At 69.3% G+C, this 19,522-nt stretch carries 21 protein-coding genes; 10 read left to right on the top strand and 11 right to left on the bottom strand.

The features are described 5' to 3' along the window. Positions 1 to 3: 3 nt before the first annotated feature. Positions 4 to 981, top strand: a complete 978-nt coding sequence (locus tag KSF81_RS01475) for a tripartite tricarboxylate transporter substrate binding protein (protein WP_217377424.1) — start codon at positions 4 to 6, stop codon at positions 979 to 981. 24 nt (positions 982 to 1,005) lie between these two features. On the opposite strand, the gene KSF81_RS01470 is transcribed toward KSF81_RS01475, so the two are convergent. From KSF81_RS01470 to KSF81_RS01455, 4 genes are all read right to left on the bottom strand, one after another. Continuing rightward, positions 1,006 to 2,433 (bottom strand): enolase C-terminal domain-like protein, encoded by a 1,428-nt coding sequence (locus KSF81_RS01470; protein ID WP_217377423.1) that lies wholly within the window; start codon positions 2,431 to 2,433, stop codon positions 1,006 to 1,008. After that, entirely contained in the window at positions 2,430 to 3,260 is an 831-nt protein-coding gene (locus tag KSF81_RS01465) for a sugar phosphate isomerase/epimerase (protein WP_217377422.1), read from the bottom strand. Before KSF81_RS01465 ends, KSF81_RS01470 begins: the two co-directional genes overlap by 4 nt. A gap of 81 nt (positions 3,261 to 3,341) precedes the next feature. Next, positions 3,342 to 3,521, bottom strand: a complete 180-nt coding sequence (locus tag KSF81_RS01460) for a hypothetical protein (RefSeq protein ID WP_217377421.1) — start codon at positions 3,519 to 3,521, stop codon at positions 3,342 to 3,344. Positions 3,522 to 3,658: 137 nt separating this feature from the next. Then, on the bottom strand, positions 3,659 to 4,375 hold the full coding sequence (locus tag KSF81_RS01455; RefSeq protein WP_217377420.1) for a cysteine hydrolase family protein: 717 nt from the start codon (positions 4,373 to 4,375) through the stop codon (positions 3,659 to 3,661). A 288-nt stretch (positions 4,376 to 4,663) separates the two neighbouring features. Here KSF81_RS01455 and KSF81_RS01450 point away from each other — a divergent pair, with 288 nt between their 5' ends. The 5 genes from KSF81_RS01450 (at position 4,664) to KSF81_RS01430 (ending at position 9,511) form a co-directional block, all read left to right on the top strand. Continuing rightward, entirely contained in the window at positions 4,664 to 4,903 is a 240-nt protein-coding gene (locus KSF81_RS01450; protein WP_217377419.1) for a hypothetical protein, read from the top strand. A 106-nt stretch (positions 4,904 to 5,009) separates the two neighbouring features. Beyond that, entirely contained in the window at positions 5,010 to 6,554 is a 1,545-nt protein-coding gene (gene murJ, locus KSF81_RS01445) for a murein biosynthesis integral membrane protein MurJ (protein ID WP_217377418.1), read from the top strand. 95 nt (positions 6,555 to 6,649) lie between these two features. Continuing rightward, positions 6,650 to 7,648: a tryptophan--tRNA ligase gene (gene trpS / locus KSF81_RS01440; RefSeq protein WP_217377417.1), complete on the top strand. Its 999-nt coding sequence runs from the start codon at positions 6,650 to 6,652 to the stop codon at positions 7,646 to 7,648. 291 nt (positions 7,649 to 7,939) lie between these two features. Next, entirely contained in the window at positions 7,940 to 8,803 is an 864-nt protein-coding gene (locus tag KSF81_RS01435; RefSeq protein WP_217377416.1) for an SEFIR domain-containing protein, read from the top strand. Between the two features lie 330 nt (positions 8,804 to 9,133). Further along, positions 9,134 to 9,511 carry a hypothetical protein gene (locus KSF81_RS01430; protein WP_217377415.1) on the top strand — a complete coding sequence of 126 codons (378 nt, stop codon included), beginning with the start codon at positions 9,134 to 9,136 and terminating at the stop codon, positions 9,509 to 9,511. Positions 9,512 to 9,545: 34 nt separating this feature from the next. Here KSF81_RS01430 and KSF81_RS01425 read toward each other — a convergent pair whose 3' ends face one another. Next, positions 9,546 to 10,028 carry a M48 family metallopeptidase gene (locus KSF81_RS01425; RefSeq protein WP_254453309.1) on the bottom strand — a complete coding sequence of 161 codons (483 nt, stop codon included), beginning with the start codon at positions 10,026 to 10,028 and terminating at the stop codon, positions 9,546 to 9,548. Between the two features lie 47 nt (positions 10,029 to 10,075). Here KSF81_RS01425 and KSF81_RS28840 point away from each other — a divergent pair, with 47 nt between their 5' ends. Further along, entirely contained in the window at positions 10,076 to 10,261 is a 186-nt protein-coding gene (locus tag KSF81_RS28840) for a hypothetical protein (protein ID WP_254453308.1), read from the top strand. Between the two features lie 218 nt (positions 10,262 to 10,479). Here KSF81_RS28840 and KSF81_RS01420 read toward each other — a convergent pair whose 3' ends face one another. From KSF81_RS01420 to KSF81_RS01405, 4 genes are all read right to left on the bottom strand, one after another. Then, a complete protein-coding gene (locus tag KSF81_RS01420) occupies positions 10,480 to 10,812 on the bottom strand; it encodes a cupin domain-containing protein (protein WP_217377414.1) in 333 nt (110 codons plus the stop codon). Then, positions 10,809 to 11,747, bottom strand: a complete 939-nt coding sequence (locus KSF81_RS01415) for a dihydrodipicolinate synthase family protein (RefSeq protein WP_217377413.1) — start codon at positions 11,745 to 11,747, stop codon at positions 10,809 to 10,811. The genes KSF81_RS01420 and KSF81_RS01415 overlap by 4 nt, the downstream gene beginning before the upstream one ends. Then, positions 11,744 to 12,205, bottom strand: a complete 462-nt coding sequence (locus tag KSF81_RS01410; RefSeq protein ID WP_217377412.1) for a YcgN family cysteine cluster protein — start codon at positions 12,203 to 12,205, stop codon at positions 11,744 to 11,746. The genes KSF81_RS01415 and KSF81_RS01410 overlap by 4 nt, the downstream gene beginning before the upstream one ends. Before the next feature lie 89 nt (positions 12,206 to 12,294). Continuing rightward, a complete protein-coding gene (locus tag KSF81_RS01405; RefSeq protein WP_217377411.1) occupies positions 12,295 to 12,765 on the bottom strand; it encodes a MarR family winged helix-turn-helix transcriptional regulator in 471 nt (156 codons plus the stop codon). Between the two features lie 144 nt (positions 12,766 to 12,909). On the opposite strand from KSF81_RS01405, the gene KSF81_RS01400 reads away from it, so the two are divergent. Genes KSF81_RS01400 through KSF81_RS01390 form a run of 3 tightly spaced genes read left to right on the top strand, consistent with a single transcriptional unit; the run spans position 12,910 to position 17,571 of the window. Continuing rightward, positions 12,910 to 13,944: a 2,5-dihydroxypyridine 5,6-dioxygenase gene (locus KSF81_RS01400; protein WP_217377410.1), complete on the top strand. Its 1,035-nt coding sequence runs from the start codon at positions 12,910 to 12,912 to the stop codon at positions 13,942 to 13,944. Further along, positions 13,941 to 15,974: an alpha/beta fold hydrolase gene (locus tag KSF81_RS01395; RefSeq protein WP_217377409.1), complete on the top strand. Its 2,034-nt coding sequence runs from the start codon at positions 13,941 to 13,943 to the stop codon at positions 15,972 to 15,974. Before KSF81_RS01400 ends, KSF81_RS01395 begins: the two co-directional genes overlap by 4 nt. Next, positions 15,967 to 17,571, top strand: a complete 1,605-nt coding sequence (locus KSF81_RS01390) for a class I adenylate-forming enzyme family protein (protein ID WP_217377408.1) — start codon at positions 15,967 to 15,969, stop codon at positions 17,569 to 17,571. Before KSF81_RS01395 ends, KSF81_RS01390 begins: the two co-directional genes overlap by 8 nt. Positions 17,572 to 17,592: 21 nt before the next feature. Here KSF81_RS01390 and KSF81_RS01385 read toward each other — a convergent pair whose 3' ends face one another. Together KSF81_RS01385 and KSF81_RS01380 are read right to left on the bottom strand one after the other, a co-directional pair. Beyond that, entirely contained in the window at positions 17,593 to 18,228 is a 636-nt protein-coding gene (locus KSF81_RS01385; RefSeq protein WP_217377407.1) for a trimeric intracellular cation channel family protein, read from the bottom strand. Continuing rightward, positions 18,225 to 19,517, bottom strand: a complete 1,293-nt coding sequence (locus tag KSF81_RS01380) for an amidohydrolase (RefSeq protein ID WP_217377406.1) — start codon at positions 19,515 to 19,517, stop codon at positions 18,225 to 18,227. The genes KSF81_RS01385 and KSF81_RS01380 overlap by 4 nt, the downstream gene beginning before the upstream one ends. Positions 19,518 to 19,522: the final 5 nt, after the last annotated feature.

Genomic DNA, 19,522 nt, shown 5'->3' with positions numbered 1-19,522 from the left:
CCCATGCCCAACCGTCGTATGCTGCTCGCCGCGGGCGCCGCCCTTGCCCTGCCCGCCATCCGCCCCGCCCTGGCGCAGGCCTGGTCGCCCAACCGGCCGATCCGCTTCATCGTGCCCTTCGTCGCCGGCGGCAGCACCGATGTCGCGGCGCGGCTCATCGCCGAGCGCATGGGCGAGATCCTGGGCCAGCCGGTGGTCGTGGAGAATCGCGGCGGCTCCGGCGGCAATATCGGCGGCGAGCTGGTGGTGCGCGCGGCGCCGGATGGCCAGACCATCCTGATGGGCGTGACCGGGCTGCTCACCACCAACCCGCATATCTACAAATCCATGGCCTTCGACCCCGCGAAGGATCTGGCGCCGGTCTCCATGGCCTATACCAGCGACATGGTGATCGTGGTGCCGAAAAGCCTGCCGGTGCGGAACCTCAGGGAATTCGTGGACTACGTGAAGGCGCGGCCGGGCGAGCTTTCCTTCGGCAGTTCCGGCCATGGCGCCTCCACCCATACCGCGGCGGAGCTGTTCAGGCTGGCCGCCGGGCTCGACATGGTGCACGTGCCCTATCGCGGCAGCGGCGCGGCGATGAACGACCTCATCGCCGGCAACATCCAGATGATGCTGATCCAGATCGCCGGGGCGGTGGGGCAGATCCGCGATGGGCAGGTCAAGGCGCTGGCCGCCACCGGCCCGCGCCGCCACCCGCTGCTGCCGGACGTGCCCTCGGTGGGGGAGGCGGGCTGGCCCGAGGCCACCGCCACGAGCTGGGGCTGCGTCATGGCCCCCGCGGGCACCCCGGCGCCCATCATCGCCCGGCTGAACGCGGCGGTGGTGGAGGCGATCGCCACACCCACCGTGCGGGAGCGGCTCTCGGCCGCGGGCGTGGATGGCGAATCCAGCACGCCGGAGGCGCTCGCCGCCTATATCGCGGCGGAGCGCGAGAAATGGGGCCGGGTGGTCAGGGAGGCGAAGATCACGGTGGAGTAGCGCCGGCAGGCCTGCCGCGGCGCTTCAGCCCGGCGGCCAGGCCGCCCGCGGCATCGCCTCCATCGCCGCGTAATCCGGCTCCACCGTCGCGCCGAGCCCCGGCGTGTCGAGCGAGCCGAGTTCCAGCGCGCCCGCCACGATCCGCAGCCGCGGCCCGCGCGGTGTATCCGCATAGAGGTCCGGATGCGCCTCCAGGAAGCGCACCGCCTCGGCCTTCGGTCTGCCGGCGAAACCGGCCACGAAATGGTGGCCGTTGCGCTCCACATGCTCCAACCCGAGCAGCGCGACCAGCGCCAGGTCCTGCTGCACGGAGAGGCCGGCCTGCGTCGTCAGATCCTCGCCGGAGAGGAAATACCGCGCCTCTCCGCCGCGGTTCCAGGCGCGGCAGCGCGCGAGGTTGATGAGGGACCGCCACAGGCCCTTGCAGGATTTGCTGGAAACCCCCGCATAGCCCAGCGCCCGGGCCTGCACGAAGGCATCCAGCGGGCCGTCGCTCTCGTCGATGATGACCGGCCGCGCCGCAGCCAGCGCCGCCATGCCGGTTTCCAGCGCCCGCGCCCGCGCCACCGGCTGCTCGATATAGAGGATGGAATCGCAGAGCCGTGCCAGCCGCGGCTCCGCCGCCATGGCCCGCCACAGCGCGAGCGCGCCCTCGGCCTCGGCATATTGCTCGTTGCCGTCGAGGCTGGCGCGGTAGTCCGGCCCGCGGTCCAGCACGGCGGCGATGCGGCGGAGCCGGTCGAGGTCCGCCGCCACGTCGCCGGCCACCTTCAGCTTCCAGTAGCGGTGGCCATAGCTGGCCGCCACCTCCTCCAGGGTTTCGGGCAGGCCGTCATTCACCCGCTCGGCCTGGTCGGCGGCGGTGATGGGATCGACCAGCCCCACGGTATGCCGCGCCTGGATCCGCCGCACCGGCCGCAGCCCGCCGAGCATCGCGCCGAAATCATGCCCGGCCAGGTCCGGCGCCACCGCATGCGGCGCCATTCCGCCGATATTGGCCCGCATCCCGGCGAAGAAGGAGAGGCCGTGCAGCTTCAGAGCCGCATCCAGCGCGGCACGGTCGATCAGCGCCCGGCCATAGCTCGCCACCAGCGGGTTCAGCGCCTCCCGGCCGCAGGCGGCGAGGTGCTCCGCATAAGTATCGGCGAAATGCCCGAAACCGGTGCGGTTGCCGGCCGCCAGCGAGGCCTCGCCCGCCAGTTCCAGCGCGCGGCGAAGCTGGTCGCGATTGGCGGCATCGGAGAGGCCGGGGCTCTTGTCGAACCATTTGGCGGCGAGGGATTCGGCGGCGACACCCCAGCCCTCCCGCCCATCCTCCCCCCGGATGCGGACCCGCACCACCGCCTGGCGCCCGTTTGTCGCGGTGATGACGCCGAAGCGGAAGGGCAGGCGGAGGGTGAAGGGGAATTCGCGGCGCTCGATGTCCAGGATTCGGAAGCGGGGCGGGGTCATGCGGCATCCTCCAGGGCCCGCAGGATGCCGGAGAGATGGCCGGCGGCGAAGGCGGCGCAGCCAGGCCCGTCCGGCCGGTAGTCGAAGGGCTCGACGCCGCAGAACCCGGCATAGGAATGCCGCCTGAGCGCCGCCAGGATCGGCGCGAAACGGTCGCCGCCCTGGCCGGGGGCGCGGCGGTTGCGGTCGTTCAGGTGGATATGCGCGAGCAGCTCCGTGGGCAGCCAGCGGTCGAGCAGCGCCACCACCGGCTCGGCCTCGCCATTCCCGGCGGCAGCGACATCCAGCATGGTGCGCAGCGCCGGGTTGCCGATGCGCCGCACAATGGCCACGGCTTCCGCCACCGTGCTCGCCCAATTCGTCTCGCGCGCCGCCAGCGGCTCCAGGCAATAAATGAGGCCGGCATCGGCGGCCCATTCGCCCGCCCGGGCCAGGGTCGCCTCGGCCCGCCCGGCATCGCCCTCCGCCTCCAGCCGCCGCTGGGCAGGCGAGCCATGCACCAGCAGCCCCGCCCCGAGATCGGCGGCGAGCCCGACCAGCCGCTGCATCACATCGAGCGTCCGGGCGCGCCGCGCCGGATCGGCGGTGGTGATGGAAAGCCCCTCGGGCGCCAGCAGCAGCCAGTGCAGGCCGGTGATGCCGATGCCGGCCTCGGCGGCGGCGCGGCGGAGCGCGATGCGCGCGCTTCCCGGCAGCAGATGCGGCGCCGTGGCATCCAGGGTGAAGGGCGCGAGTTCCAGCCCGGCATAGCCGAGGCTCGCGGCCCATCCGCATTGCTGCGGGAAGGCCAGGCCCCGCACCACTTCATTGCACAGCGTCAGGCGCATCCGGCGGTCTCCGGCACCGGGAGGCAGGCTGCGCGGAACCGCGGCCGGCGTCCAGCCGGCAGCGTGGCGGGGATGGGCGGTTCAGCGGAAGACCAGCCGCAGGATCTGCACCACCGCCATGACCACCAGCAGCAGCAGGACGATCCGCCCGAGGGTCTGGTGCGAAGGCATGGCGGCATTCTGGGGCAGGATGGCGTCAGGTTGAAGCGGCGATGTCCCGCGGACCTGCGCCACGCAGCCAGGCTGCACGTCGCCGCTCAACCGGGTTCCCGGGGGCCAGGCGAAGGGCGCGCCAAATGGAGCCGGAATCCTGTCCTGCAGTGCGGCCCGAGGCCGCGGCGCGCCGCTCCTGTTCGGCACGGGCCCGCCGCCGGGCCACCATCGGGCCTGATCGGCGCCTAAACCTGTCCGCCTTCAAGGGCCCTTGAGACGCTCTCCGAGCAGGAAAGCCACCCGAACGACCTTTCGATGATCTTCAGCGATTCCTCATGCCCGCTGTAGGACGAGCCGGATCGGGCGGGCTGGCCCGTGCAGTCCGCCGGAAGCACGCAGATGTAGTCACGGAAGGCAGCATCCCGGATGGTTGATTCGATGCACAGGCTGGTCGTGCAACCCGTGACCACAAGGTACCGGACGCCCAGGGCGCGCAGCCGAGCGTCCAGTTCAGTGCCGTAGAACGCGCTCCACCGCCGTTTCGCGACAATGACGTCGCCGTCCCTGGGGGTGAGTTCAGGGAGGATCTCGGTGTTCCATGTGCCGGCGACGTGGATGCGGCTCGGCCGGCCGTCAGGGGCCGTGACCTCCGCCCCAACGGCCATTCGCTGGCACATGCGCCAGTGCGGGGAGCCCTCCGCACCGATGTCGGAGAGGTCGGGGCGAAGCTCCTCCTTGACGTAGATGACCGGCAAGCGGGCGGCACGGGCGGCCGAAATGACCCTCGCGGTTGGGGCGATGGCCCGCCGAATGACGGAGATGTCGATCCCGGCCCGGTCGAACATGCCGCCTGTCGCACCGAAGTCGTTCTGCATGTCGACCACGAGCATGGCGGTCGCTGAGAGATCGAGCTCCAGCGGTCCGGGCTTCGCGTCCAGGGCGGCTACGCCGCGTTCCGCCATGGTTTGCTCCCTCTTGGCTGGCTGGACAGGATACTCCTCCCGGCCCGCAACCTGCCCAGCGGCACTGCAAAGGATGAGTTTCGCCAGGGAGGGCGGGTCGCGGGGTCCGGCACTGCGCCTGGCTTATATCCCGAACAGGGCAGGGGCGCCCCAGGGCAGGACCCGCGCAGGCGAGGAAATGACACATCCTGCGATGGACGGGCCGCCCGGCCCGATGCCGCGCCCGGAACGCCCGCGATCCCGGGCGCCGGCGGCGCGTTGGGGCAGCCGACAGTCCGGAGAACCCGAATGCCCGCCGACCCCAAGACCAATGTCGAGCCCTATGAGAATACGGTCGCCAGCGAGACCGGCTTCGATGGGCCGCATCCCCGGCCGCGCGACAAGTCGCCGGAGCACCAGTACAAGCCGCGCCCCGGCGACAGCAACAACCGCACCGATGCGGCGGCGCCGGGCGGGCCGGTGAATATCCCGGTCAAGGGCGGCGCCCCGGTGGCCGGGCCGGACCAGGCGGCGCGCGAACCCCCCTGATGCCACCGGCCGCGGCAGCCGCGACGCGCCGGAACTGCCGAAGGAATAGCGCCGCACCCTCGCCCGCACCCTCGCCCACCGGGGCATTCCGCGCTACCACGCGCGGATGCTCAAAGGCGTCCTCACCGTTGGCGGCTGGACCATGGCCAGCCGCGTCCTCGGCTTTGCCCGGGACATGCTGATCGCCGCCCGGCTCGGGGCCGGGCCGGTGGCGGATGCCTTCTTCGTGGCGCTGCAATTGCCCAACCTGTTCCGCCGGCTCTTCGGCGAAGGCGCCTTCAACGCCGCCTTCATCCCCGCCTTCGCCGGCACCCTGGCCACGGAGGGCCATGCCGCGGCGCAGGAATTGGCGGAGCGCATGGCCGGGCTGATGGCCCTCTGGCTCAGCCTGCTGACCCTGATCGGCTGGCTGCTGATGCCGGAACTGCTTTCGGTGCTGGCGCGCGGCTTCATGGCGGAGCCGGGGAAATTCGCCCTGGCCGTCGAGCTGACGCGCATCACCTTCCCTTATCTCTTCTTCATCTGCCTCACCGCGCTGGTCTCCGGCGTGCTGAACGGGCTCGACCATTTCGCCGCCGCCGCGGCCGCGCCGGTCTTCTTCAACCTGCTCGCCATGGCGGCGCTGCTCGGCCTCACGCCCTATGTGGCGACGCCGGGCCATGCCCTGGCCTGGGGGGTGCTGGCCTCGGGCGTGGTGCAGCTCGGCATCGTCACCTGGGCGGCGGCGCGGGCCGGGATGGCGCTGAACCTGCTGCGGCGGCCGCGCCTCACGCCCGGGGTGCGGCAGGTGCTGCGGAAGATGGTGCCGGGGCTCTTCGGGGCGGGGGTGACGCAGATCAACCTCGCCATCAACATCGCCATCGCCGCCAGTCTGCCCTCGGGTGCGGTGTCCTTCCTGTATTACGCGGACCGGCTGGCGCAATTGCCGCTCGGCGTCATCGGCGCGGCGATGGGCACGGCGCTGCTGCCGCTGCTCTCGCGCCAGGTGCGCGGCGGCCTGCCCTTGCAGGCGCACCGCACCACCAACCGGGCGATCGAACTCTCGCTGCTGCTGACCCTGCCGGCGGCGGTGGGGCTTGGCATCGCCGCCGGGCCGATCGTGGCGGCCCTGTTCCAGCGCGGCGCCTTCGGCGCGGAGGCGGCGGGCGCGACCGCCGCGGCGCTCACCGCCTATGCCGCCGGCCTGCCGGCCTTCGTGCTGGTGCGGGTCTTCGCCCCCGGCTTCTTCGCCCGCGGCGATACCGGGACGCCGGTGCGGATCGGGGTCTTCACCGTGGCGCTGAACCTGGCGCTGAACCTGCTGCTGATCGGCCCGCTCGGGCATGTGGGCGTGGCGCTGGCCACCTCGATCTCGGCCTGGTGCAATGCCGCGCTGTTGGCCACGCTGCTCGGGCGGCGCGGGCATCTCGCGCTCGACCGGCGGCTGCGGGTGCGGGCGCCGCGGCTGCTGCTGGCGGCCGTGCTGATGGGGCTGGTGCTGCGGGGGCTGGAGGCGGTGCTGTTTCCGGCCGGCGGGCTGCTGCGCCTGGCCGCGCTGGCGGCGCTGGTCGGCGCCGGGCTGCTGGCCTATTTCGCGGCGGCGCAGATGCTGCAGGCGCTGGACCTGCGGGATGCCCTGGCCATGCTGCGGCGCCGGCGGCGGGTTGCGTGAACCGGCCGGAGCGCCGACGGGCCGATCCCCACCCTTGACCTCCGCGCCGTGACGGGGGATCACCCCGGCCCTGCCTCTCGGACGGTCCCATTCCCATGCAGCGCGTCTTTTCCGGCATCCAGCCTTCCGGCGTTCCCACCCTCGGCAACTATCTCGGCGCCATCCGCAATTGGGTGCCGATGCAGGACACGCATGAGAGCATCTTCTGCGTGGTGGACCTGCATGCCATCACCGTCTGGCAGGACCCGAAGGAACTCGCCACCCAGACGCGGGAGATGGCGGCGGCGCTGATCGCCTGCGGCCTCGACCCGCGGCGCTGCGTGCTCTTCGTGCAGAGCCATGTGCATGCCCATGCGCGGCTGGCCTGGATCTTCAATTGCGTGGCCCGGCTCGGCTGGCTGAACCGAATGACCCAGTTCAAGGACAAGGCGGGCAAGGACCGGGAGGCGGCCTCGGCCGGCCTCTATGTCTATCCGAACCTGATGGCGGCCGATATCCATGCCTATCACGCCACGCTGGTGCCGGTGGGCGACGACCAGAAGCAGCACCTGGAACTGGCCAATGACGTCGCCCAGAAATTCAACCACGACTACGGCGTGGAATTCTTCCCCACGATCCAGCCGCTGATCCAGGGCGTCGCCGCGCGGGTCATGTCCTTGCGCGACGGCACGAAGAAGATGTCGAAGTCCGACCCCTCGGACCAGTCCCGCATCAACCTCACCGACGACCACGACAGCATCGCGCTGAAGATCCGCCGCGCCCGCACCGACCCGGAGCCGCTGCCCGGGCATGTCTCGGGACTGGAGGGCCGGGCGGAGGCGCGCAACCTGGTGGGCATCCTCGCCGCCGTCACCGGCAGCCTGCCGGAGAACGTGCTGCGCGAGCACGGCGGCAAGGGCTTTTCCGAGTTCAAGGAAGTGCTGGCGGAGGCGCTGATCGCGCATCTCGCGCCGATCCAGGCGGAGATGGCGCGGCTGCTGGGCGATCCGGCAGCGCTGGATGCGGCGCTGCGGCTGGGGGCGGAGCAGGCGGAAGCCATCGCCAACCCGATCGTGGCCGAGGCGGAGCGGATCGTCGGATTCCTGCCGCGGTAGAGCGTGAGAGAGTCCGACTTGCCTGTCTTTTGCCATGGAGCAGGGGGTTTGGTGACACAAGTGGAAACGAAAGCTTAATCTTTCCCGGCTGCTTGATGTTTTGTATGGGCCGTTCGGCCTCCGCGCCGTTGCGGTTCCTCAATGGATTGCCGGTCGGTTGTCATGCACCGAAGCGGACATGCGTTAACAGCGGCCAACGCGTGCATGGGCTATACCACCGCCCAATCAGCGTCTTCCGCAGCTAACTGAATGAGCTAAGATGTCCTCGTGATCGCATAATGCGGGGCTATCGTGCCTACAGTTTTCATTTCTTACTCCCATGAAAGCGAAGAACATCGGACAAAGGCACTAACCTTATCTAATCGGCTGAGGAACGAGGGAGTTGACGCTTCGATTGACGCTTACGTGCAGCATCCAGAGGAAGGTTGGCCGAAGTGGATGGAGCGCCAGTTCCGCTCAACTTTTTTGGTCGTCATTCTGAGCCCAAGATATGTTAGGGACTTTAATCAAGAATCTGTTAGTTCTTCTGGAGCCAGGTATGAAGGAGGCATGTTATCTTCTCTGTTATTAGATAACGGGCTAAGTTTTCGGAGAATGGCAATAGTCTGCTTTGACGCTTGGCCGAATCTTGAAATTCCACCAATACTCAGTGGCTGCACGCGGTACTGCATTGATCGCCCAGGCGAATACGAAAAACTCTATGCATTTCTCACGGGCCAGTCTTTGGTAGAAAAGCCATCCCTGGGCAATGTGGTTACTCTACGGCCTGGGACGCAGTCGCCTCCTCACTATTCTGAGCGGTCGTTTGCTGTGCTTTGCAAGATGATTTGGCCTCTAGTCGAGGAAAATCGGCGGATTTTTGAAGATTTCGGACCGAATTCGGGATCTACTTTTCCAGGACCGGGAGGGAAGACTGTTAGATATGATCTTACTCTATGGAGGAGCCAGAGATTAACCATTGGCAAGAACAATCAATTAATTGCTGGATATCTGCGCGCCTACTCAGACGTCGTTCCCCACAGTCATGAAGCGCTATTCCGCAAATGGTTGTCTCACATTGATGCGTTTGCACTTCATGTGACAGACAATACTATTGATTATCGCGGACACCAGTTCCCGCAAGAGGTGATAGATGTTCTCAGAGGGAAGCTTTGAAGAAAGCTGTCGTCCGTTGGATTAGGTTCAACATTTGCTCGCAGCGGCAGGTGCGTGCCTGCTGGATTATTGGCTCTATGCTCATTTTTAGGCATCAATTCAATGACGTCGATATAATTTTAGTTTGCAATGATTGGAATATCCGGCGCTGGTTAGCGCGTAAGAAGATTTCTTTTCGATTAACCTTCGGTAAGCGTCTGGACGTACAGATTTTCCACAAGACTCAGGTTCGAGAGATAAGACAATTCCTGGTTTGGGCTGAGCACGTATCAGAGGTCCAAGATGGGCAACGATCTATACTACACAATACCAAAGTTTTTCGAGGAGCGAATGCGCGAGCATTCGATGGTTGCCTCGATCTCCAGGTTGAACGTGGAAGGCGAAATAATATACGAGTTAACCCGACACAGACATCCAACCAAAATACGGATTTGGCTGTCGGACGCGTACCATTTTACCGAAATGGACTATCACAATCGCCCAAAGGAGTTAAAAGCCGGAGATTATATTCTCATAGCCAAGCCTGAAGGTGGTGGCGGAGTGAGCAACCAATTGATCGCCAGCACTCGAATCGGCGTCGGAAAACTCAACGAATTAATGGGCGCTCTCAATGTTCGGGACATGTGGACGTACGTGCCTCCTACTGAAGAGGAACTGAAAGCGCGGAGGGAGAAAATAGCAAAGAAAGGTAAGAGTTGGTTTAGCTAATCAACAACTCGACATGCGCAGCCTTGGCAAAAGCCTACCCCACCCGCAGCAGCATCGGCCCATTGGTGCGCAGCCACTCCACCGCCGCGTCGCGATGCGGCGTGAGGCGCGCGACATGCGCCCAGAAGCGGCTGGAATGGTTCAACTCGCGCAGATGCGCGACCTCATGCGCCACCACGTAATCCAGCACCCAGTCCGGCGCCATCACCAGCCGCCAGGAGAAAGCCAGCGTCCCGTCCGGGGCGCAGCTTCCCCAGCGGCTGCGGGTATCCTTCAGCCGCAGCGCCCTGGGCTTCACGCCGAGCAGCGCGGCATGGCCGGCCGAGAGCACCTGGATGCGCCGCCGCGCCTCGCCGCGCAGGAACTCGCCGACCTGGCGCGGCACGGCCTCCGCCTCGCCCGAGACCACGATGGCGCCGGGCTCCAGCCGGGCGGCCTCGGTCTCCGCCGGCACATGATGGATCACATGCGGCAACCCGCCGAGCGGCACCTCCGCCCCCCGGCACCAGATCGACATGCGGGGCCAGCGCGGCCAGCCGCTCCATCACCCAGGCGGCATGGGTGGTGAGCAGCGCCATCCCGGCGCGGCGCGCGGCGCGGGGCGGCAGGGTCACCACCACCTCCCCGGCGCGGGGGTCGATCCGCAGGCTGATGCGGCGGGCGCGGGTGGAGCGGCGCCAGCGCACCGGGCATGACATGGCTTGGGCCTGCTGCCCTCCCGGCAGGGCCACCGTCTCGGCTTCAATCTGATCCATGGAGGGAAGATGGCCCGGGGGGGGGTCCAAGGTTCAACGGCTTGACAGGGCTCATTGCGGAACGGTCCCAGCTTCTTCCACCAAGCCAGTGCCGCTGCCGCATAAAACAACCTTATGGTTGCTTTATTCGGCGCCTTCTCTCGCATTGAGACGGAATCCGGGCCGGAACCCCGCTGGAACGGTCGAACCGGCGCCGTCTGGCGAAACCCCAGGTTAACCCGGCAGCCCCTTCACCTCCGTCTCCACGAAGGAGAGCGGCAGGCTGCCGGCATTGACCACATTGTGCTCCGTTCCTGCGTCCCGGGCATAGGCCACCCCCGCCTTGAGCTCGGCGGTCATGGTCTGGCCCCCAGGCAATTCGAGCAGCAGGGTCCCGTCCGTCACCGGCACGACGACATAGAGCCAGCCATGCCGGTGCCAGCCGGTCTCCGCGCCGGGATTGAAGTCCCAGCGCGTGACGCGGACATGCTCGGTGTCGAGCTGGACGGTGCCGGTCGCCGGCTCGCGGCAGCGCAGCGGGCCGGCATCGCCGGGGACGCCGCTCATTCCGCGGCCTTGGCGGGCGCCAGGCCCGGCAGCGGCAACGCGCCGGCGGCCTGGAAGGCGGCCCAGATCTTGTCGGCATCCGCCTGGCCCAGCTTCAGATGCGGCGGCCGGATGGTGCGCCAGCCGTCGTCGCCGGTGCTGCGGGCGATGATCTCGCGCAGCCCGGGGATCAGCGGCACGGAAGTGGCGGCCTTGCGCGTCGCGTTCAGCACCGCCTGCGCCGCATCGGCCTCCGGGCCCGTCCGCTTCGCATAGACGATGCCGCCCCAATGGCTATTGGTATTGGAGGCGGCGGTGATGCAGCCGGCGCCGCCATCGGCCAGGATGCGCTGCACGAACTCGTCGGAGCCCGAATAGACCTCGAACCCGTCCTTGGCGAAGGCGTCTATCATGGCCTTCATGTTGGCGTAGTCGCCGCTGCTGTCCTTCACGCCCTTGATGGCGCCGGGGAAGGCCTTCAGCAGCCGCCCGATCAGCGCCAGGCTGAAGGGCACCGCGGATTGCTGCGGGAAATGGTAGAGATACAGGCTGATGCCGCCGCCGATGCGGTTCAGCACCTCCGAGAAATAGGCGAAGAGCCCGTCATCGGAGGGCGCCTTGTAGTAGAAGGGCGGCAGCACCAGCACGCCGCGGCAGCCCTGCGCCTTGGCATGTTGGGTCAGCTCCACCGTATCGGTCAGGCTGGCGCAGCCGGTGCCGGGCATCATGGCGGCGGCCGGGATGCCGCGGGCGGTCAGCCCTTCCAGGATCGCCTTGCGCTCATGCAGCCCGAAGCTGTTGGCCTCGCCGGTGGTGCCGAGCACGCCGAGCCCGTTGCAGCCATTCGCCAGCAGCCAGCGGCAATGCGCCGCCATGCGGTCGAGATCGGGCGAGAGGTCGGGCCGCATGGCGGTCAGCACGGCGGCGTTCACGCCGCCGAACAGCGCGTTCTTCATGGTTCCGGGTTTCCTTGCTTCGGAGTTTGAGCGGGTGCGGGCGCCCGCGCCGCGCGGGGCACTTGCCCGGGCCAGCGGACCACATGGTCTTCCAGCACGCCGGCCTCGCGTTCCGCCACCGCGCGGCCGCGCACCGAGACGCCGGCCTGGTGCACCGTCTCCGCGCTGCCGGAGACCAGCGGGTGCCACCAGTGGAGATCCTTGCCCTCCGCCACCAGGCGATAGGCGCAGGAGGGCGGCAGCCAGTCGATCTGCGCGATCCGGGCCGGGGTCAGCTTGACGCAATCCGGCACGTGCCGGCGGCGGTTGCGGTAGTCCCGGCAGCGGCAGCTCTCGGTATCCAGCAGCCGGCAGGCGACATTGGTGAAGACCAGGCGCTCGGTATCCTCATCGCGCAACTTGTGCAGGCAGCAGCGGCCGCAGCCATCGCAGAGGCTTTCCCATTCGGCGCGGGTCATGGCGTCGAGCGGCTTGGTCTTCCAGAAGGGGGGGCACGTCGGACACAGGCGCAGCCTAGAGCAAAGGCCGCGCGCGTGGAACCGGGGGGCTATCTGCCGCGGCGCGGCTTGCCGTTGCGGGCCATGATGGCGCGGAGCAGGCTCTTGATGGCCAGGGCCTCCGCCTCCGGGTGGCGGGCCAGCACCTCGGCCTCATGGTGTTTCGCCACCTCGGCCAGTTCGCTTGCCACCGTCTCGCCGCGCGGGGTGAGCGCCACCCGCACCACGCGGCGGTCCCGCGTGTCCTGGCTGCGCTTCACCAGCCCGTCCCGGACCATGCGGTCCAGCAGCTTGGTCATGGTGGGCTGCTGCAACAGGCAGACCTCGGCCAGGCCGGTCACGGTTTCCCCCGTGCTGCCGATCAGGCTGGCCAGCACGCGCCAGACCGGCACACTGATGCCGCGGCGGCGCAATTGTTCGTGGAACTCGGTCGAGACCACATGGGAGGCGCGCGCCAGCAGGTAAAGCAGGTAGTCGTCTATGAACCGTGCGGGCGTGGTGCTGGCCGGGGGTGGGGTCATCTCAGTCGGCTCACGCTTTCGGGGATTTCGAGAGGCTTCATTCTCTTTGTGACACGTATCTCAAATTATTCCACATAAAAATTAAACCATTCTTCGTGAATTGGGCGGCGCCGGAGGGCTCGGAATGGCGGGGAGGACAGGATGTTGAGCGACCGGATCGAAGCGCCATGGCTCGATTCCTTCGAGGCGGTGCTGCGCCTCTGCCGGGCGGAGGCCGGCATGGCGGTATGCCTTCTGGCTGAAACACAATCCCGTGCCCTCAACCTGGAATTGGCGGAACTGGCCGCGCTGCGTCTCGGCTGCCGCCCCTTCCGCTGCGTGGTGCCGACGCCCCCGCAGACCGCGCCGGTGCCCATCCGCTCGACCGGCGCCTCCCGCGCGCTGCGCGGCCACCCGGCGGTGCTGGCGGCGCTGGCGGCCTCCGAGCTGGTGGTGGACCTGACCCTGGAGGGGCTGCTGCATGCCCCCGAGCTCCCCGCGATCCTGCGCGGCGGCGCCCGGGTGCTGATGGTCTCGAATGAGCATCCGGAGGCGCTGGAACGGCTGGTGCCGCGCCCGGAGGACGAGGCGCGGGTCAGGGCAGCGGTGCAGCAGGCGCGGGCGGCAAGGCGCATGAGCGTCACCTCCGCCGCCGGCACCGACCTGCAAGTGACCATGGAAGGCGCGGTGACCGCCGGCGTCTGGGGCTGGTGCAGCCGGCCGGGCACGGTGGCGCACTGGCCGGGCGGCGTTGTGGTCTCCTTCCCCCGCGCCGGCAGCGTGAATGGCACGCTGGTGCTCGATGCAGGCGATGTGAACCTTACGTTCAAGCGTTACCTGGAGCGTCCGCTGCGCCTCTCGCTCGTTGATGACCATATCGTGACGATCGAGGGCGAGGGCACCGATGCCGAGCTCATGCGCCGCTACCTGGCCGCCTGGGGCGACCCGGCGGCCTATGCCGTCTCCCATCTCGGCTGGGGGCTGAACGACCGGGCCCGCTACGAGGCGCTGGCGATGTATGACCGGCGCGACACCAACGGCACGGAACTGCGGGCCTTCGCCGGGAATTTCCTGTTCTCCACCGGCGCCAATGAATTCGCCGGCCGCTTCACCGAAGGGCATTTCGACATCCCCGTGCGGAACTGCACCATCGCCCTCGATGGCAGGCCGGTGGTGATCGAAGGGAGGCTGGTGCCATGAACGCGACACCGCATTGGCGCGAGGCGGGCGAGGGGCCGCGCGGCGTGGTGCTGCTGCACGGCATCGGCGGCCATGCCGGGCTCTGGGGGCCGACCATGCCGGCCCTGGCGGCGCTGCCGGGGCATCGGGTGCTGGCCTGGGACATGCCGGGCTATGGTGCCTCGCCGCCGCTCGATGCCGTGACCTTCCCGGCCCTGGCCGCGGCGCTGGCCGCCATGCTGGATGCCGCCGGGCTGCCACGCGCCGATCTGGTCGGGCATTCCTTCGGCGGCATGGTGGCGCTGGAATTCGCCGCCACCTGGCCGGAGCGGGTGCGGAGCCTGGTGCTCTATGGCAGCCCCGCCGCCTTCGGCGGCCGCGACCCGGCCTTCCGCGAACGCTTCCTGGCCGCCCGGCTGGCGCCGCTGGAGGCCGGGCGCGGCCTGGCCGGGATCGCCCCGGAGGTGGTGGCGGGGCTGCTTGGCGATCGGCCGGACCCCGCGGCCGCGCCGGCCGCCATCGCGGCGATGTCGGCGGTGCCGGAAGCCAGCTACCGTGCCATCCTGGGCTGCCTCACCGGCTTCGACCGCCGTGCCGCGCTGCCGCATCTCGGCTGCCCGGTGCTGCTGCTGGCCGGCGAGCAGGACCCGAACGCACCCTTCCCCACCCTATTCGCCATGAGCCAGGAAATCCCCCCGCGTGGAACTCGCCCTGCTCGCCCATGCCGGCCATCTCGCGCATCTGGAGCAGCCGGGGCCCTTCAACGAGAGGCTGCAGGACTTCCTGGCCGAGGTCGCGGAAGCATGATGCCGGACGCGCCGCTCTTCGACCCCGCCGCCTTCCGCCTCACCCCCGGGGAGGCGGCGCTGGCGGCCAGGGCGCGCGAATTCGGCCAGGCGGTGCTGGCGCCGCGCGCCGCCCGCTGGGACCGCGAGGCCAGCTTCCCCACCGAGAATTACCGGGACATGCACACGGCCGGGCTGCTCGGCATCTGCATCCCGGCCGAGGATGGCGGGCTCGGCGCCGGCTTCCGCGGCTATTGCATCGCCGCCGCCGAGCTTGGCCGCTATTGCGGCGCCACCGCGCTCACCTGGAACATGCATGTCTGCAGCACGCTCTGGACCGGCGCGCTGGTCGACGACCTGGAGATGGATGCGGTGACGCGGGCCGAGCACCGGCTGCGCCGCCGCCTGCACTACGGCCGCATCCTGAAGGATGGCGCGGTCTATTCGCAGCCCTTCTCCGAGGGCGGCGCGGCCGCCGCCGGCACGGTGGCCTTTGGCACCACGGCGCGGCGGGTGCAGGGCGGCTTCGTCGTCAATGGCAGGAAGATCTTCGCCAGCCTCGCCGGCCATGCCGACTACTACGGCATCCTCGCCACCGAGCAGCAGGAGGAAGGGAAGCCTTCGCGTCGCGATACGCTGTACCTGGCGGTGCCGGCCAATGCCTCCGGCGTGACAGTGGAAGGGGAGTGGGACCCGCTCGGGATGCGCGGCACCGTCTCCCGCAACCTGGTCTTCCGCGATGTCTTCGTGGAGGAGGAGGCGGCGCTGATGCCGCCCGGCCTCTATTTCCAGGCGGCGACGCGCTGGCCGCACATGTTCCTGACCCTGTCGCCCACCTATATGGGCCTGGCGCAGGCGGCCCATGATTTCACCCTGGCCTATCTGCGCGGCGAGTATCCCGGCACCCCGTCGGTGAAGCGGCGCATGTATCCGACCAAGCAGATCGCCGTGGCGCAGATGCGCGTCATGCTGGAACAGACCCGCGCGCTCTGGTTCCAGGCCATCACCGAGGCGGGGCCGGACCCCACGAAGGAGCAACTGCTGCGCGCCTGGACGGCGCAATACACGGTGATGGAGAATGCGCATGCCATCGCCGCGCTGGCGGTGCGCACCTGCGGCGGCCAGTCCATGCTGAAATCCCTGCCCCTGGAACGCATCCTGCGCGACAGCCGCTGCGGGTCCCTGATGCTGCCCTGGACCGCGGAACTCTGCCTGGACCGGCTGGGGCGCGAGGCGCTGTATGAACGGGGCGAGACGGATGACTAGCGAGGCCTGTTTCGGCGCGACCCTGGCGGAGCACCGCGCGGCGCGGCCCGAAGCCATCGCCATCCGCCCGCTGCCGGAACACCCGGCGATGCCGCCCTGGTCCCGCGAAGGGCTGCACCAGGCCATCTCCCGCATTGCGGCGATGCTCGCGGCGGCACCCGGCTTCGCGCCGGGGATGCGCATCGGCTGGATCGGTCCCAACGAGCCGCCATTGCTGGCGCTGTTCTTCGCCTGCGTCCGGCTCGGCATCACGCTGGTGCAGCTCAATTGGCGGCTCTCGGCGGAGGAATTGCGCTGGATCGAGGCGGATGCCGATTTCCGCATCCTCTGCGCGCCCTGTCAGCAGCGGCCCGGCGCGCCGGCTTTCACGCATCCCTATATCAAGGAATTCGAGGCCCGTTGCGGCAGTGAAGGCCGGCTGCTGCTGGACCCCGCCATGGCATCGGCCGGCGAAACCGACCCACCGCCGGACGCCCCGGCCCCCGATACGCCCCTGCTGATCGGCTATACCTCCGGCACGACCGGCCGGCCCAAGGGCGCGGTGCTGACGCAGGCCGCCTTCGCCGCCAATGCCGCGAATGCGCAGGCGATCTTCGGCTTCGGGCCGGCGGACCGGGTGCTGACGGTGCTGCCGCTCTTTCATGTCGGCGGGCTGAACATCCAGACCGTGCCGGCGCTGCTGGCCGGGGCCGAGCTGCTGCTGCCGCAGCGCTTCGATCCGGACGGTTTCTTCGATGCCGTCGCCCTGCACCGCCCCGGCCTGACCCTGCTGGTGCCCGCGGTGATGCAGGCGCTGGTGGCGCATCCGCGCTGGGCCACGGCCGATCTCGGCTCGCTCCGCGCCATCGGCGCCGGCTCCTCGGAGGTGCCGCTGCGGCTCATCGAGGCCTTCCACGCCCGCGGCATCCCGGTGCAGCAGATCTATGGCGCCACCGAGACCGCGCCCATCGCAATCGCCCAGAGCCGGGCGGAGGCGCTCGCGCATCCCGGTTCCATCGGCTTGACCGCGCCGCTCGGCGAGGCGTGCATCCAGGACCCGGAGGGAAGGCCGCTGCCGCCCGGCGCCGAGGGCGAGATCGCAGTGCGCGGCCCGAATGTCATGCAGGGCTATTGGCGCGCCCCCGGGGCCACGGCGGCGGTGCTGCGCGATGGCTGGTTCGCCACCGGCGATATCGGCCGCATGGATGCCGAGGGCCGCTTCTGGTTCACCGACCGGCTGAAGCACCTCATCATCTCGGGCGGCGAGAACGTCTACCCGGCCGAGGTGGAGCGCGTGCTCGCCACCGCGCCCGGCGTGCTGGAAGGCGCGGTCTGCGGCCGCCCCGATCCGCGCTGGGGCGAGGTGCCGGTGGCCGTGGTGGTGCCCGGCCCCGGCTTCGACCGGGCTTCGGTGCTGCGGCATTTCGAGGGGCGGCTCGCCCGCTTCAAGCAGCCGCGCGACCTGGTGCTGGTGGCGGCGCTGCCGCGCAATGCGCTCGGCAAGGTGCAACTGGCGGCATTGCGGGCGCTGGCCGCCGGCTCAAAACCGGGCACCGCGCCGGATCGGCCTTGGGCAGCCGCTCCGGGCCAGCCGGCAGGTCCCCTTCACGGTCGGTAGGAGGTCAAGGCCGACGCCCCACTACGGTTCCCTTGACGGCGCGGCCGGCAGCCTCCAGCCGTGATAGAGTGCCATCAGGCGCAGGAACACGCAGAGCGCGACCCCGGCCAGGGCGACCGCGGTCGGTGGCAGCCCGAGCGCGCTGCCCGCGACCACCACCAGCGCGCCCGCCAGCGCGGCGACGGCGTAGATATCCGCGCGCAGCACGGTCGGCACCTGCGCCGCCAGCATATCCCGCACCATGCCGCCGCCGATGCCGCTGATCATGCCGAGGACGGCCGCCATGGGCCAGTTGATCCCAAAGGCCACGGCCTTCTGGGTCCCGGCCACGGCGAAGACCCCGAGCCCGGCCGCGTCGAAGAACTGGACCGGCTGCTGCAACCGGTCGAACAGCCTGGAGAAGCGGAAGGTGAGCAGCCCGGCGGCCAGGGCCAGGGCCAGGTTGTGCCAGCTCGCGACGGAGGCGGGCGGGATGGCGCCGATCAGCACGTCCCGCGTGATGCCGCCGACCACGGCCGTGACGCAGCCGAGCACCAGGACGCCGAACAGGTCCATGCCCCGCTGCGTGCCGAGCGCCGCCCCGCTGATCGCGAAGACGAAGGTGCCGACGAGGTCGAGGGCCCGGACCAGCAGGGCGGCCGATTCCAGGCCGCTCAAGGCTTCGCCGCCCCGGTCGCCAGCCAGGCGCCCGCGGCGGCGAGCATCGCCTCGATGCCGGTGCGCAGCGTGGGATGGATCACCGGCGCGAAGTTCGGGGCGTGGTTGGCCGGGATCTCGTCGAGCTTGCCCGCCTGCTCGGCCGCCTTGAATTGCTCCGGGTCGATGCCGCCGATTACCCAGAACACCGCGGGCACATCCCAGGCGGCGCCGAACAGGCCGAAATCCTCGCTCGCCGTGGCGGGCTCGATCTCGTGCACCCGGTCCGCGCCGAATTGCCGTTCCAGGGCGGCCACCACCTTGCGCGTCGCGGCCTCGTCGTTGCGGGTCAGCGGCCACTGGCTCAGCACGGAGCACTCCGGCGGCTTCGGCGCGCCCGAGGCGGCGGCCTCCGCCTCCAGGATGCGCGTGATCACGGCCAGCACGCGCTCGCGCACCTGGTCCTTGAAGGCACGGACGTTGAGCCGGAGCAGCGCCTGGTCCGGGATGACGTTGTCGCTCTCCCCGGCCCGCAGCATGCCGACCGTGACCACGGCGCCGTCGGTCATGGCCACCTCCCGCGACACCACCGTCTGCAGGCGCATGACGGCGGAGGCGGCCATCACCACGGGGTCGATGCTCTTCTGCGGCATCGAGCCATGGGCGCCACGGCCGAACAGCCTCACCTCCCAACTGTCCCCGGCCGAGAGCATGGTCCCGGCGCGCCAGCCGATCTGCCCGGCGCTGAGCGGCATGACATGCTGGCCCAGCGTCACGTCCGGCTTCGGGAAGCGCTTCACCATGCCGTCCTCGATCATGGCGCGGGCGCCCTGGGCGGTCTCCTCCCCGGGCTGGAACACCGCCAGCACCGTGCCGCGCCAGGCATCGCGGTTCTCGGCCAGGAGCCGCGTCGCGCCCATCAGCCAGGCCACGTGCATGTCGTGGCCGCAGGCATGCGCGATCGCGGTATCCTGGCCGAAGCGGTCGGTGCCGGTTGCCTGGCTGGCATAGGGCAGGCCGGTGCCCTCCTGGATCGGCAGCGCGTCCATGTCGGCGCGCAGCAGCACCGTCGGGCCGTCCCCGTTGCGCAGCAGCCCGACCACGCCGGTGCCGCCGACCCCCTCCGTGACCTCATAGCCCTGCTGTCGCAGCCAAGTGGCGGTGATGCCGGCGGTGCGGCGTTCCTGCATCGACAGCTCGGGGTTGGCGTGGATGTCCTTGTAGGTCTTCTCCAGTTCGGCCAGCAGGTCGTCGGATGGGCCGGGCAGGGCGCTATGCGCGGGGGCCTGCGCCTTGGCATCTGCTGTCATGACCA

Source organism: Siccirubricoccus sp. G192, assembly GCF_019084075.1.
GTDB lineage: Bacteria > Pseudomonadota > Alphaproteobacteria > Acetobacterales > Acetobacteraceae > G192.
The sequence above is the reverse complement of the archived record's forward strand: the minus strand, read 5'-3'. Positions and strand labels throughout refer to the sequence as shown.